The sequence below is a fragment of the Variovorax sp. WDL1 genome (genome assembly GCF_001541225.1).
Lineage (GTDB): Bacteria > Pseudomonadota > Gammaproteobacteria > Burkholderiales > Burkholderiaceae_C > Variovorax.
This window is the reverse complement of sequence record NZ_LMTS01000278.1, coordinates 17319-31221: the sequence shown is the minus strand read 5'-3', so window position 1 is coordinate 31221 and position 13903 is coordinate 17319. Positions and strand designations below refer to the sequence as shown.

Sequence of the window (13903 nt, the reverse complement as noted above, 5' to 3'; positions counted from 1 at the left end):
CACGGCCCGCCGCTTCGCGCCGGAACATGTTGAGCGGCAGCAGCGCCACATCGCGCTGCAGGAAATGGGCAATGTTCAAGGGCAGCATGTTGCCGGCCGTGTAGCCGACCAGCACGGCGCGGCCGCCAGGCGCGACGCAAGGCAGCGCGGCCTCCAGCACCGGGCCACCGACGGTATCGACCAGGAGGTCGAAGGGCTGTTGCTGCTGCGCGGCTTCCTCGGCGCGCGTGAGCACGATGGCGCCCGCCTCGCGCGCCAGTTGCACGGTCATCGCGCCCACCGCACCGGTGGCGCCGGTCACGAGCACGCGCTCGCCCCGCTGCAGCTTCGCGACCTCGTGCAACACGATCCAGGCCGAGGTGCAGGGCGAGAAGAAGGCCGCGCCGAGCGCCATGTCGATGGTGTCGGGCAACAGGCCGAGTGCCTCGTCGGGCGCATCGATCAGCTCGCACCAGGTGCCGTTCTCCGTGGTGCCCAGGCCGCTGCCGCGCAGCCACACGCGCTGGCCCGCCCGGTAGCTCTCGCTCGCGACCACCGTCCCCGCGGCCTCGACGCCGGGGATGTAGGGCAGTGGCGGATGCCTGAGAAAGGCGCCGCTCCAGACGGTGCGGTCGATGTGGCCGACGGTGGCCGCGGCCATGCGCACGATCGTGCGTCCGGCACGCGGCTGCGGATCGGCCAGTTGCTCCAGCATCGGCGCCGCACCGAAGCCGGGGATGCGCACCGCCTTCACCGCAGCGTCTCCAGGAAACCCACCACCGCGTTCGCGAAAGCCTCGGGCATCTGGTCGGGCAACGGCACCATGCCGCCGTCGATGTCGACGATGCGGGCCTGCGGGATGTGCGCCTTCAGTTCCTGCGCATGCGGCGCGGCGAAGGGATCGTCGGTGGCACGCAGGACCAGCGTGGGCTGCCGCACTTTCGCGATGCGCTCCTCCATCCGGTAGGCTGCCACGGCACGGTGTCCGTCTTCCATCCGGCCGCTTACCTTGAGCGCATCCAGCACGAAAGCCTCCAGCAGCGCGGGCCGCCCTGCCGGATAGAAGCCCGCGCGCTTCTGCCACAAGGCCGCAAGGTGGCTGCCATCGTCGCTCATCGCGACTTCGTCGATGGGCGGGCGCTCGGCCCGCACGCGGCGGAAGGCCGCATCCGTGTACGGCGTCGACGACAGCACCAGCCCGTGCACGCGCGCTGCAAAGCTACTCGCCAACTCGACCGCGATCACGCCGCCGGTGTGATGGCCCACCACATGCGTTCGAGCGATGCCCAGCGCATCGAGCAGCTCGATCGCCACGCGCGCCCATTGCTCGATGCTGGCGGGCACGGCGCCATCATCGGAATCGCCGAAGCCCGCGGTGTCCATCGCCACGGCTCGGAAGCGCCGCCCGATCAGCGGCAGGACGTGCCGGTACTCGGCCCAGCTGCGCGGCGACTGGTGCAGCAGCAGCACCGTCTCGGCGCGCGGATCGCCGCAGCTCGCGTAGTGGACCTGCCCAACCGACAGATCGGCGAAGGCGCGGCGGATCTTCGTCATGACTGCGTGCGATCGGCCGGCGGCCGCCAGAGGCCGGCGTGCTTCAGCATGCCGAGGGTGCGCGCCAGCACGTCGCGGCGGTAGGCGCCCAGGTCGCGGTCCGCGTAGTCGTAGAAGCCGCTGCCGCTCTTCAGGCCCAGCCGGCCCTCGTTCATCATGCGGTCGAGGATGGCCGGCGCGGCATAGCGCCCGGGATCGATCGAGCCCGACATCTCGCGGCTCGCATGGTGCAGGATGTCGGCGCCGCCGAAGTCGATGAACTCCACCACGCCCAGCGCGGCGAAGCGAAGGCCGAGTCCGTAGCGCGTGGCCTTGTCGATCTCCTCGGCGGTGGCGGCGCCCTCTTCGACCATGCGCGCGGCCTCGTTCATCACCAGCGCCTGCAGGCGGGGGACGATGTAGCCGGGGGTGGGGCCGCAGACCACGGGCAGCTTGCCGATCGATTCCATCAGCGACTTGGCGCGCGCCAGAACCGCGGGATCGGTGCCCGGGTGGCAGCTGAGCTCCACCACCGGGATCACGTAGGCCGGGTTGAGCCAATGCATGTTGAGGAAGCGCTCCGGCCGCTTCACCAGCGCAGCGATCTCCGTGACCAGGATGCTGCTGGTGGTGGAAGTGAGGATGGCGTCCTCGCGGCAATGGCGGTTGAGCTGCTCGAAGGCCTCTCGCTTGGCATCCAGCGTTTCGGGCACGCCCTCGAAGATCAACTCGGCGCCTGCCAGCGCGCGCGGCGCTTGCGCGGCGGGAACGAGCTCGACGCGCTCCGCGATCCTTGGCACCTGCGTCGCATCGAGCACTCCGAGCTGCGCAAGGCCGGCGAGGCTGGCTTCGATCTCGGCCCGCGCCTCCGCGCGCAGCTTCTGCCAGGCCTCTTCGCTGCGCACGCGCAGATCGACGAGCGAGATGCGGTGGCCCGCATACGCGAAGGCGATCGCGATGCCGCGACCCATGCGGCCCGCGCCGACGGCGGCGAAGCGCGGCGCTGCGGCCTCATTCGCCATCGTGCAGCCTCTTCTTCAGCTCGGCCTGGCTCAGCCCGGCCAGGCCCAGCGCCTCGAAGGTGCGCGGGCCCTTGCGCAGGTCGCGGCCCAGGAAGCCGCCGACGATGGCCAGCAAGCCATGCGCAATGGGCGCATCCACGCCCGCATGCCGCGCCGCTGATGCGAGGAAGGCCAGGCCCAGCTCCGTGTCCTCGGTGATGTAGCGGTGGGTGTAGAGGTCGATGTTCTCGCGCCAGTCGCCCGACTTCACCAGCTGCTTGTGGGCGTCGCCGTACATCCATTGGTCGTTGTTGTAGTGGTCGGCCAGCGGATAGTGCGGCGCGCCCTGGCCGAATGCCTCGCGCACCGCGATGCGCTCCAGGTCCAGCCGGTCGGTCACGTCGCGCACCGCGCGCTGCGTGCCCTCGTTGTGGATGTCCCAGCGCTCGAAGTGCTGCAGCGGTGCGGCATTCATCACCATCAGCGGCGGGTGGATGATCGGGCCCGCATTCATCAACGCGCCCGAGAGCGCATCGCCGCAGCCGTGCACGCTCGGATAGGCCTGGCGGATCACCTCCAGCGCCTGGCCTTCCTTGCGCGCCGGATAGACGCCGGTCGGCAGGCGGATCGCGCGGATCGTGACGTTCACCTCGCGCTCCCCATGCTTGCGCGCGAGGTAGGGCAGCGTGCCGGTCTCGGCCCACGCCACGTCGGCACGGCTGCCGGCCTGCTTCACGATGCGCGCCATCACGAAACTGCCGAAGGTGCCAGGGGGCAGGAACACCACCTGGCCGTCGACCAGGTGCGGTGCCATCGCCCGGGCGATGTCCTCCTGCGCGATGGCGGGGGTGGGGAGCACGATCAGCGAGGCGCCGTGCAACGCTTCGCCGATGTCGGCCGTGGCCAGCGCGATGGGTACGTCGCGTGCGCCGCGCGCGTCTTTCAAGCGGATGGAGCCGGCCTGGCGCACGGCCGCCAGCGCATCTGCATCACGCCGCCACAGGCGCACCGAATGGCCGGCTTCGGACAGGTCGGCTGCGGCGGCATAGCAGCCATGGCCGCCGCCCAGGATCGCGATGTTCATAGAGCAAAAAAGTGTTGTGGGCCACGGGCCGCCAGCATTCAGAGCGGCGGGCTCATAGGTACATTACTTTTCATCAATTCGACTGTCAACTATCATCTACCCCGACCCGAGCAGGCGGTCGAGTTCGGCCAGCGAATCGACGAAGCCGTCGGCATCCACCTCGCGCACCGGCTGGCCGTGGTTGTAGCCGTAGCTCACCAGTACCACGGGGCATCCGGCCGCGCGCGCGGCTTTCGCGTCGTTGCTCGAATCGCCGACCATCAGCGTGCGCGCCGGTGCGCTGCCCAGGGCCTCGCAGGTTTTCAGCAGCGGCAGCGGATCGGGCTTCTTGCGCTCGAAGGCCTCGCCGCCGAACAGATGCTCGAAGTAGCCGTCCAGCCCCTTGGCCACCAGCAGTGGGCGCGCGAAGGCGATGGGCTTGTTGGTGAGGCAGGCCAGGCGCAGGCCGCGCGCGCGCAGCGCGGCCAGGCCTTCGACGACACCGGCGTAGATCGACGCATGCTGGCCGTTGATGGCGAGGTAGTGGTGCACATAGCGGGGCCAGGCCGCATCGAAGAGCGCGGCATCGGCTTCGCGATCGTCGCGCACCTGGCGCAGCACGGAGCGGATCAGGTGCTCGGAGCCCTTGCCGATCATCTGGCCGATCGCCTCGGCCGTGATCGGCGGCAGTGCGAGTTCGTCGAGCATGCGGTTGAGCGCCACGACGAAGTCGCCGAGCGTGTCGATCATCGTGCCATCGAGATCGACGATGGCTGCTTCGAGGCGCGGACGGCGCAGGGCCGCAAGATCGGGGGAGTGCAAACTAGATCTCCAAAATGGTGATTATTTCTGCTTGCGTGGTCATGCAGAACAAGAGGGCTGGCAAACTGTTCTCGATCCAGAGTCCTTTGGGGAGGCGCGTCATGAAAAACTGGCAGGAAGATTTGCTGCGCGTCATCGCCGTTGCGCCCGGCGAGCAAAAGATCTTCGACGAAATCGTTAGTGCTGCGCACGGGCTGGGCTTCGAGTACTGCAGCTACGGACTTCGATTCCCGTTCCCGATGTCAAATCCCAAGGTGTTGACCTTGTTCGAGTATCCGCGCGCGTGGGCCGAGCGCTACCATGAGGCTGGCTACGTCAGTACCGACCCCACGGTCATCCACGGCCGACGCAGTAGGACACCTCTGGTCTGGAGCGATGAGTTGTTCGCGTCCGCCCCGCAGCTCTGGTCAGAGGCGCAGTCCTACGGGCTACGCGTCGGCTGGGCCCAGTCGAGCCTGGACGCCAACGGCGTCGTCGGCATGCTGACCTTGGCGCGCTCGGGCGAGCAGCTCTCAGCCACCGAACTCGAGAGCAAGGAACCGCGAATGCGATGGCTGGTCAACATCGCGCACCTGGCACTGACTCAGGCCCTGGCTCCAACGCTGGTGCAGGACGTCCACCTGACCAGCCGCGAACTCGAAGTCCTGAAATGGACCGCGGACGGCAAGACTTCGGGCGAGATCGCGCAGATACTCGCCATCTCCTCCGAGACGGTCAACTTCCATGTGAGCAATGCCACAGCCAAACTCGGCAGTGCGAACAAGACAGCCGCGGTCGTACGGGCCGTGATGCTCGGATTGCTCAATTGATGTGACTGCCGGGATTACAGGGGTTTGGCGGCACTATCGACACGAGCGGCGCAGACGCGAGAGAGAGGCCATTCAATGAAAGATCTCGCCTTTGATGCACCGGTGTATCTCGATGGCCTGCTGCGCCTTTCGAGCCCGGCGCTGCAAACGCTAAGGCTGACACACCTGATATCGGGCATCTACGACGAGCCCATCGTGCCGGGGGTGCGGACATGCGGCCGACCAACCACGATCACGGGCTACACGGAATGGATCGACGCAGCAGGGTCGCCCGCAACGCTGGGCTGGGACTGGGAGATCCGCTGCATGCCCGGCCAGGTCCCGATGGCATCGCCTGAGCCTTCCTTTCACCAATGTGCTGCTGGTCAACGAGGATCATCGCGACTTCCCATGGCAACGCAGCCTGCAACGCCTTGCAGAGTGGGTGGACACTCTGGCATGGACCGAGCCGCTACGTACCGCCCTGCTCGTTCGATACGCATGCCATTCCGGCCACTAACTATTTGGTTGACCCAGTTGTCCTACCAACATTGGTAGTTTCCATCCGGCTCCGGTTTGGGTGAAATACCACCCACTACAAGGAGTCAGGGTGGAATTCACTACAGGCACATCACGCGACTTACCCGACGAAGTTCTCGTCGGGCTCGCTCAATACCGGCACAAGGTATTTGTCGAAACCCTAGGGTGGGACCTGCCCACGCAGGCCGGGCTGGAACTCGATCAATTCGATCGGCCGGACACTCTCTACGTGGCCGCGCGCGAAGAGGGGCGTTATATCGGCGTCGCCCGGTTGCTGCCTACTGTGCGACCTTATCTTCTCAGTGAGGTCTTCCCTGAGCTAATGGGCGATGGACCGCCACCCCAGTCCGCTGAGGTCTGGGAGCTCTCCCGGTTCGCGGCGATCGACTTTCATTCAAACGTTTTGTCGGGCCCGTTCTCATCTCCGACGACCGTGGGTTTGCTGAAGGCAGTCGAGTCCTGCGCGCTTCGGCATGGCGCGAGCCGGCTCATCACCACCCTGTCCTCGCCCGGCATAGAGCGACTGCTTCGAAAGCTCGGCTTCGCGGCCTACCGCGCAGCCCCACCCCAAATCATCAACGGACATCCTCTTTTCGCATGCTGGATCGAACTGAACAACACATCGAACGCCCGCAGCTGAGGGGCATTCCTCCCCGCTGCGCCGATCGGCCGTCCCGCATCGCCAACGATGCGATGAAGCCGCTCGCGCGCATGGTGGCACGCTTCTGCGGCACGCTGGCCAGGCTCCCGGAACACGAGGCGCCGTCTGCCCGTTCCGGTGCGTGTGCCAGAACGGTGGGTCATGCCGCGGCTCCAGACCTGTACAGCCAGGCTGTCCGGATCCGGCGGCATCTCGTCGATCTGGGCGTCGGCATCGACCTGGCGCGAAGCGGTACGGTGACGAGCACACAGCGCGCGTTGCAGCAGCTTCAGCACGCATACCGCAACCTGCAGGGCTTGATGATCGGCGTGCCTGAACGGCTGCTGGACATTCATCCCGAATCCGAGCGACGCAGCGTCCGCCAACTGCTGCAGACGGCGCTGTCCGGCTCTCGCCTGCAAGCACCGACGCTCCACGCCACCGCATCGGCAGCGGCGTCCCCCTGCCGATCCGGCGCCGGTGCGCTGTCTGCGATGTTCGAGTCCGGCGAGTTGAGTCATCGCTCCTTGGTCGAGACGTTTCACGACATGCCTGACCGGGCGCGTCGACACTCCCCAAAGGACGGTGAGGCGCTGGCCACCCTCATCATCAATGCCCGACTCGACCATCTGCACAAGCAGATGCTGGCTCACCGGGCGGAGTTGAGCGAGCTGCTGAAGGCCATCGGGCATCGCCGCACCATGCCCATGCGCTTGGCGCACGGGATATTTCTAGCGCTGGGCCAAGTGGAGGGCGCCATGATTGGCGCCGAGTCGCGGTTCGAAACCAGGTGCCAGCCGTTGATCGATCTCATCGGCGTACGCACCAATGAACTGGGGCGCTACTGCTGACACCTGAGCAACAGCCGGTCCAGGGCAGCTCAGCGCGCTGCCATCGCGCTTCACCTGCCCAGGGTTGGTTTGATCAAGGACGCGGCCGACTTGTCGACTGCAGCGGCATCGACGGGCACGGCCCCGATCACCTCGAGCTCAACGCGTCGGTTGGGTTGAAGGCAGGCCACGAGCGCGGGCGTCTTCCGAGAACCCGGGCAGTCGACCACGGGCCTGGTCTTGCCCACGCCCACTGCCTTGATCAAGGCTTCGTCCACACCTGCCCGGACCATCAAGTCTCGCACCGTGTTCGCCCGCTCGAGCGACAGGGCCTCGTTGTAGGCCGCGCTGCCCAGGCGGTCGGTATGTCCCGTGATCGCGATCGACGTGACCGAGGCGAAGTTGCGGCGTATTTCCTGCGTCAACAGTTCGATCTTCTGACGCCCCTCCGGCTGCAGGTCGGCTGCGGAGCCGCCGCCGAAGCGGAACAGCCCATCCGTGCCCAGGCTGATCTTCTGCGGCGGCAACGGGCGCGCCGGAGGCGTGGGCAGGGGCTGCACCATCGGCCTGGCGGCCGCAGTCTTGATCGACGGGCGCGTCAGCGCCTCGCATTCGCCGGATTTCCAGTACGCTCCCGTCACCACCATGGCATCGTTGAAGCGCACCATGTACTGGCAGCTCACGAATGCCGGCCCTTCGCCGGTGCGCAGGTGGAAGATGTAGTTCCACTCCTCCACGCCCCACAGTCCTTCGCTGAAGTGCGGCCAGCTCAGCAGCTCGCGGATCTGGTCCTTGCCCATCCCCGCCTGAACCTGGCGGAGGTTGTCAAGATTGGGGAATGCGCCCTGCTGCCACTTGGCCGTCTCCATGGCCGGGAAATCACCGGGGGCCGGAGGCGCGGGTTTGGCCGACATGGCCGCCGCCTGGGCCTGCGGATCGATGGCGCGCCCCGGCGTGCCGCAGGCGGCCAGCAGCAGTGCAGACGCCACCACGGCCAGTAGGTGCCCCATGCCCCGCCGGGCGGGGCGGATGCTCTTTGCGTTCTTGGTCATTGCCGACATTCCTCGAATCAGTTGAAAACCCACTCGGCACCCACCGTCGCGGCAACGCCGGCCCGGCTCATGCCCACGCCACCTGTGACGCTCCACCCGTTGTTCTCGGAGGTGCGGCGGAAACTGACGCCCACGGCAGGCTCGCCCTTGAACACCGCCGAACCCACGCGCATCACCGTCTTGCCGGGCACATAGGTGCCGGGCATCTGCGTCGCCATGGCTGCCGCGACGCCCGCGTAGGCATTGCGCGCCACGTCTTCGATGCGGCTGTTGGTCGCGTTCAGCTGGTTCATGTTGACCGCGTCGGTGCCGGCAATGCCGGGCGCCACGTTCGAGATGCGGGTACCGTTCGGCGCCTGCCCATTGCCCATGGTCACGTTGTTGTAGTTGGTGGTGCCGTCCGCGTTCTGGTCGTAGCGGACGCCGCCGTCCACCGCCACTGCACGCAGCTGCCGCACGTTGACCGCATCAGTGTCCTCGGTGCCTCCCGCGACGTTGGTGATCTGACGCTCGTTGCCTGGGCTGGCAGACCCAACCGAAACTACGTTGTTGCGAGCGCCGTCATTGGAGCCGTTGCCCAGCGCCACCGAATTCTGGCCGCTGCTGCCCGCACCCGAGCCCACGGCAAGGCTGTTCGAGCCAAGCGCGGAAGGTGGCGCGTAGCTAGTCGGATTGCCCGTGATCCACATCGTGGCCGCTTTGTCCGAGTAGGACTTGAGCTGGCTGAGGTTGACCGCATCGCTCGGCGCCACGCCGTCCGCGACGTTGGTGATGCTCATGCCGCCGGCGCTGATGCCGGTCATCGTCACGCTCGGTCCTGTCGTGCCGATGGTCAGCCCGTTTTCGCTCAACTTCACGTCGGTGCCAACCGCAACGCCGGTGGTGTCAACCACCGTTTTGCCCGTGGTGACGCTGGTGAAGTTCACGTCATCGGCCGTGGCCACCGTGATCTTGTTGGTGGCATCCTGGGTGATCAGGATGTTCTGACCGTCGATGAGCTCGACCGTGCCGCCCGGGGCCACGTTCTGCGCCGCGCCGCCATTGGCGCCCAGGTTCCAGCCCAGGCCGGCCTGGGCGTCCACCCGGCCGTCCAGGTTGGTCACGTTGGTGTTGGTGGCGTTCAGCTGGCTGCCGTTGACCGCCTCCTTGCTGGTCGCATTCACGGCACCTTCGGCCACGTTGGTGATGACCGTGTTGGCCGCGTCGATGCCGCCGGTCGTCACGCTCGGACCACCCGCGATGACCAGGCCAGTGGCACCCAAGGTGCTTGATCCGACCGCAACGCCGCTGTTGTCAATCTTGGTGGCACCCGTGGTGACGCTGGTGAAGTTCACGTCATCGAACGAGCCGTCCGCCCCGGTGTCGATCAGGTTGTCGTTGCCCAGGGCGTACGAGTCATTGGCATCGATGGTGTTGGGGTCGCCGATGGCTCCGGATCTGTCGCCGTTGACTACGTTGCCCGTGCCGATGCTGATGGAGCTGTCGCCGAGAGCCTGGGCGCCGTTGCCCATGGCGATGGAACTGGGCCCGTCTGCCACAGCACCCGTGCCGATGGCCACCGCGTTGTTCTGCACTGCCCGGCTGCTGGCGCCCAGGGCAATGGCACCGTCGCCATCAGCCTCAGAAAGGTAGCCAATCGCGGTCGAGACTTCACCGTTGGCGATTGTGAGTCGTCCAAGCGCGACGGCGTTGAGGCCAGATGAACTTGAGTTCTCGCCAATAGCCACCCCATACGCATTGCCGCTCGAGGCCCCGGTGCCTAGAGCGATGCCACTTTCGCTTTGCGCCGTAGCCCCATTGCCCATGGCAATGGTGTTGGACCCACCCGCCTTTGCATTGGGTCCGACCGCGATGCTGTCAGTGCCCGTGGCTTCGCTGTCGGGGAGCGTGGACTTGGCGTTGAAGTACTTGGTGGCGTCCGTGACGGTCGTGGTCAGCTGGCTGACGTTGACCGCATCGTTGTCGGCCACGCCCGGGGCCACGTTGTGGATGGTGGTGGCAGCGCCGCCCTTGTTGAGAGTGACGTTGGTGTAGTCGACGTCACCGGTGACGGTGTCGACGTCGTACTTGACCACGTTGCCGTCGAGCGTTTTGATCGCCTGGTGGGTGGCATACAGCTGGCTTCCATTGACCGCGTCGGTGCTGGTGGCCGTCACCTGGCCTGCAGCCACGTTCTGGATCTGTCGCGGCGCAGTGTCCGAGCCGACGCTCACCACATCACCGGCCGCCGGCGCGCCGCCCGCGTAGCTGTAGGTCTCTCCGTTGATATCACCAGTCGGCGTACCGGTCGCAGCCGCAACGGTGGAATCGTTGCCCAGCACCACCGCGCCGTCGAGCCCCGACGCCACCTTGACGTTGTTGCCCAACACGAATGCCTGGCCGGCATCCATCTCGTTGTTGTTGCCGATAGCGTACGAGTCATCCCCCCTGATGAAGGTGGGGTCCCCGATGGCTCCGGATCTGTTGCCGCTGACCACGTTGCCCGTGCCAATGCTGATGGAGTTGTCGCCGACGGCTTGCGCACCGTTGCCAATGGCGATGGCGTTGACGCCACTGCCGGTAATCTTGGCATCCCCTGTCTGGGCAGCATTGCCCATGGCGATGGAGCCCTCGCCGCGAGATCGAGAGAGTATGCCGATTGCGACGCCGCCGTTGGCTCCAGCAACATCGGCGTCGAATCCAATCGCCACGCCGCCTCTCGATAGGTTGGCGGAAGCCCCTCCCGCTCCCAGGACTACCGCGCCGTTCGAGTCATTCGTAGCCGATGCGGTATATCCGACCACCACCGCGCTATTGGAAGGTTCGTCGATGCGAGCAGAATTTCCAACTGCAACAGATGCCCCGCCAAATACGCTGACTCCCGCACCAACTGCAATCGAATCGGTAGCGTCAACAGATGCGCCGACTCCGATGGCAAGCTGGTGGCCATTCGAGGCTGATTTGGTATTCAGGGCGGACGCGCCTGTACCAATTGCAGTACCCGAAGCCCCACCAGCCGCTTTCGCCAGCGAGCCTATGACCATGCCATTCTGGGCGGAGAGGGTGGAACCATTGCCAATCACAATGCCGTTGGAAAGGTCGTTGCTCACTGCAGAGCCATTGCCTATCACCACCGCGCCGGAAGACTTTTCGCCTACAGTGGATTTGCTGCCCATGACGAGAGAGCTGCCGGCAGCACTACCGATGACGCTTAGATTGCCCACCACGAAGGAGTTATCAGCACCTGAGGTGATGACGTTGTCGTTGCCTAGCACATAGGAGTCGGCGGCGTTGACAGCATTGGGATCGCCAATGGCACCGGAGTTATTGCCGGACACCTTGTTGCCCGTGCCGATGCTGATGGATTGGGTTCCTGTGGCCTGGGCTCCGAAGCCCATTGCGATGGACTTCTCTCCGGTGGCTTGCGCGGAGTCTGCAGCCGAACTTGCGCCACCGATCGCGATCGCGTTGGTACCGGCTTTGGATCGCGCACCTACTGCAACGGCATTCGCGCCAATGACACTTGCGGCGCGACCCAGCGCAACGCCGTCGGCTGCGTTCGCAACCACTATTTCCGAGCCGAGCGCAATGGCGCCCGCCGAGTCGAGAAGGGATGACTTCGTGCCGAGAAGAATGCCGTTCGCCGAGTTCCCGAGCTTGGACCTGGCACCCAGCAGTACCGCATCCGCAGAATTGACCAAGTCCCCTCTGTAGCCGATCGCAATCGCATTGTTGGATGTGGTGTCGTCGATTCCGCCGTCACCACTAATGGTGTTTCCGATCGCGATGGCATCTTCAGACATCGCTTTGGTGGCTCCGATGGCCATTGCACTGGGAGCTTCAGCTCGCGAACCATTCCCAATGGCTAACGCAAAACCGTAGTTGTCGAGATTGGATGCGTACGCACCTACACCAATTGCGAGGCTGCTGCTAGCAGTTGTGCTGCTAGGGGGAAGTCGACCCAGACCGGTTGGAGTGCTGATGTACACCGCGGTCGCACCGCACCCAATCGCTATGCTCACATGCCCTGCGGTCGTGTTGCAGCTGGGATCATCCGAGCTGATAGCTGTTGCGGTTTCGGTGGCCGCGACACCACCAATCGACTGCGCCCCGGCCCCGCTCGCTCCCCCAAACGCCACCAGCACCACCGCAGCGGCCACCACCCCGCCCGAGCGACTCCGCTTCCCCCTCGCCTTGGTGATTTCCGAGGCTGCCACCCAGGCACCGAGTGCTTCATTCCATACGGTGCGGTAAGACTTGTTCATGCTGCTTGACATCCTTTTTGTAGCAATGAGCGGAAGGGGATCTCCCTTCGCTGATGCGGGCAGCGCGCCTCATTGCCACTGCATACGTGCCCACCACTCCGGAAAGGCGTGGATGATGCCGAGCCGTGTCAATACCGTGCGTTTAGCGTCACAATTTGCCAGATTGGTGTCTCCGGCAGCCGAAACCGGAGCCGGCACCCCCTCGTTGCGCAGCGAGTGGGGGCGGGGTTTGAACAGGCATGGCGCAACAATTTACGAGATTTGAGCTCGTAAAAAGGGGAAGAATCCGGCCCACTTCCTGCTGAGCCACGAGACGAAAGAACCCATGCGTATCGCAGTACTCGACGACGATCCGACCCAGTTGGGCTATCTGGTCCACGCGTTGAAGCGCGGGCTCGACACTGGCGAGGAAACCATCACCTGCGTGCCCTTCGACAAGGGCGAGACCCTGCGCAAGTCGCTGCGGCAGGAAACCTTCGACCTGCTGGTGCTCGACTGGAACGTGCCCGACCTGGACGGCGTCGAACTGCTCCACTGGCTGCGCAGCTTCCAGAAGAGCGACGTGCCGGTGATCATGCTGAGCTCGCGCAGCGCGGAGCGCGACGTGGCCGGCGCCCTCGGCATCGGCGCTGACGACTACGTGGTGAAGCCCTTCCGCACGATGGAGCTCTGCGCCCGCATCCGCCGCCTCCTGACCCGCCAGCCGAGCCTGACGGCGGCCGCCGAGCAGGAGCGCTTCGGTGCCTGGCGGTTCGACCAGCCAAACCTGTGCGTGCACTTCAAGGCGAAGGACGGCACGCTCTCGCGTATCGCCCTGACCGACCGGGAGTTCCGCCTCGCGCTGGCGCTGTTCCGCCACATGGGGCATGCGGTCTCGCGCGCCTACCTGCTCGAGAAGCTGGGCGTGCACGGCGAAGAAATGCCCTCGCGCGCGCTCGACAGCCACATCTACCGGCTGCGCAGCAAGCTGGGCCTGCACAGCGCCAGCGGGCTGCGCCTGCAGACCGTCTACGGGCGCGGCTACCGGCTGGAGCGCGTCACCGGCGACCAGAGCGAAGCGAACACCGTTGCCCTCCCCGGCAACCGATCCGACGACATCGATGACAAAGCCGGCGCCTAGGATTACCCGACGCCGCTGGCTCATCGCCGCCCTCGTTTGCCTCGCCGGGCTGCCCGCGCCGCGCGCGTACGCGCAGCCGGCAAAGATGTCACCGGGCCCTGTGTCGGCCTACCTGGTGCAGCCGGGCGACACCCTGTGGGGGCTGGCACGCAAATACATGGAGTCGCCGCATCGCTGGCCCGAGCTCCAGCGCAGTAACGCGGTGCCGGTGCCCGAGCGCCTGCGTGTAGGACAGCTATTGAATCTGGGCGGCCCCGCCGCGGTGCTGCATGTCTCGGGCAACGTGTTGCT

Annotated in this window: 13 protein-coding genes; 6 read left to right on the top strand and 7 right to left on the bottom strand. The window is 65.8% G+C overall.

What is annotated here, in order from left to right:
* From APY03_RS34060 to APY03_RS34040, 5 genes are all read right to left on the bottom strand, one after another.
* On the bottom strand, positions 1 to 733 hold a 733-nt coding region (locus APY03_RS34060), incomplete at its 3' end, for a quinone oxidoreductase family protein (protein WP_232324514.1).
* On the bottom strand, positions 730 to 1533 hold the full coding sequence (locus APY03_RS34055) for an alpha/beta fold hydrolase (protein WP_068684320.1): 804 nt from the start codon (positions 1531 to 1533) through the stop codon (positions 730 to 732). The genes APY03_RS34060 and APY03_RS34055, both read right to left, overlap by 4 nt.
* The gene (locus tag APY03_RS34050) at positions 1530 to 2534 is read right to left on the bottom strand and encodes a 3-hydroxybutyryl-CoA dehydrogenase (protein ID WP_068684318.1); all 1005 of its coding nucleotides are present in this window, start codon (positions 2532 to 2534) and stop codon (positions 1530 to 1532) included. Before APY03_RS34050 ends, APY03_RS34055 begins: the two co-directional genes overlap by 4 nt.
* Positions 2524 to 3597, bottom strand: a complete 1074-nt coding sequence (locus APY03_RS34045; protein ID WP_068684316.1) for an NAD/NADP-dependent octopine/nopaline dehydrogenase family protein — start codon at positions 3595 to 3597, stop codon at positions 2524 to 2526. The genes APY03_RS34050 and APY03_RS34045 overlap by 11 nt, the downstream gene beginning before the upstream one ends.
* A 96-nt stretch (positions 3598 to 3693) precedes the next feature.
* Positions 3694 to 4398 (bottom strand): phosphoglycolate phosphatase, encoded by a 705-nt coding sequence (locus tag APY03_RS34040; RefSeq protein WP_068684314.1) that lies wholly within the window; start codon positions 4396 to 4398, stop codon positions 3694 to 3696.
* A gap of 101 nt (positions 4399 to 4499) precedes the next feature.
* Here APY03_RS34040 and APY03_RS34035 point away from each other — a divergent pair, with 101 nt between their 5' ends.
* The 4 genes from APY03_RS34035 to APY03_RS34025 all read left to right on the top strand — a co-directional run bounded on the left by APY03_RS34035 (position 4500) and on the right by APY03_RS34025 (position 7217).
* Positions 4500 to 5207, top strand: a complete 708-nt coding sequence (locus APY03_RS34035; protein WP_068684313.1) for an autoinducer binding domain-containing protein — start codon at positions 4500 to 4502, stop codon at positions 5205 to 5207.
* Positions 5208 to 5282: 75 nt separating this feature from the next.
* Positions 5283 to 5744 (top strand): DUF4902 domain-containing protein, encoded by a 462-nt coding sequence (locus tag APY03_RS45790; protein ID WP_083944756.1) that lies wholly within the window; start codon positions 5283 to 5285, stop codon positions 5742 to 5744.
* 52 nt (positions 5745 to 5796) lie between these two features.
* Complete coding sequence (locus tag APY03_RS34030) at positions 5797 to 6366, top strand: acyl-homoserine-lactone synthase (protein WP_068684311.1); 570 nt, start codon at positions 5797 to 5799, stop codon at positions 6364 to 6366.
* Positions 6324 to 7217: a hypothetical protein gene (locus APY03_RS34025; protein WP_146039422.1), complete on the top strand. Its 894-nt coding sequence runs from the start codon at positions 6324 to 6326 to the stop codon at positions 7215 to 7217. The genes APY03_RS34030 and APY03_RS34025 overlap by 43 nt, the downstream gene beginning before the upstream one ends.
* 50 nt (positions 7218 to 7267) lie before the next feature.
* On the opposite strand, the gene APY03_RS34020 is transcribed toward APY03_RS34025, so the two are convergent.
* Together APY03_RS34020 and APY03_RS40890 are read right to left on the bottom strand one after the other, a co-directional pair.
* Positions 7268 to 8248 (bottom strand): OmpA family protein, encoded by a 981-nt coding sequence (locus APY03_RS34020; RefSeq protein WP_068684307.1) that lies wholly within the window; start codon positions 8246 to 8248, stop codon positions 7268 to 7270.
* Between the two features lie 17 nt (positions 8249 to 8265).
* Positions 8266 to 12492: an ESPR-type extended signal peptide-containing protein gene (locus APY03_RS40890; RefSeq protein WP_162487129.1), complete on the bottom strand. Its 4227-nt coding sequence runs from the start codon at positions 12490 to 12492 to the stop codon at positions 8266 to 8268.
* Positions 12493 to 12817: 325 nt separating this feature from the next.
* Here APY03_RS40890 and APY03_RS34010 point away from each other — a divergent pair, with 325 nt between their 5' ends.
* Positions 12818 to 13612 carry a response regulator transcription factor gene (locus tag APY03_RS34010; protein WP_068684303.1) on the top strand — a complete coding sequence of 265 codons (795 nt, stop codon included), beginning with the start codon at positions 12818 to 12820 and terminating at the stop codon, positions 13610 to 13612.
* Between the two features lie 85 nt (positions 13613 to 13697).
* Positions 13698 to 13903 (top strand): LysM peptidoglycan-binding domain-containing protein (locus APY03_RS40885; protein WP_198161354.1); only part of this gene is annotated, 206 nt, incomplete at its 3' end.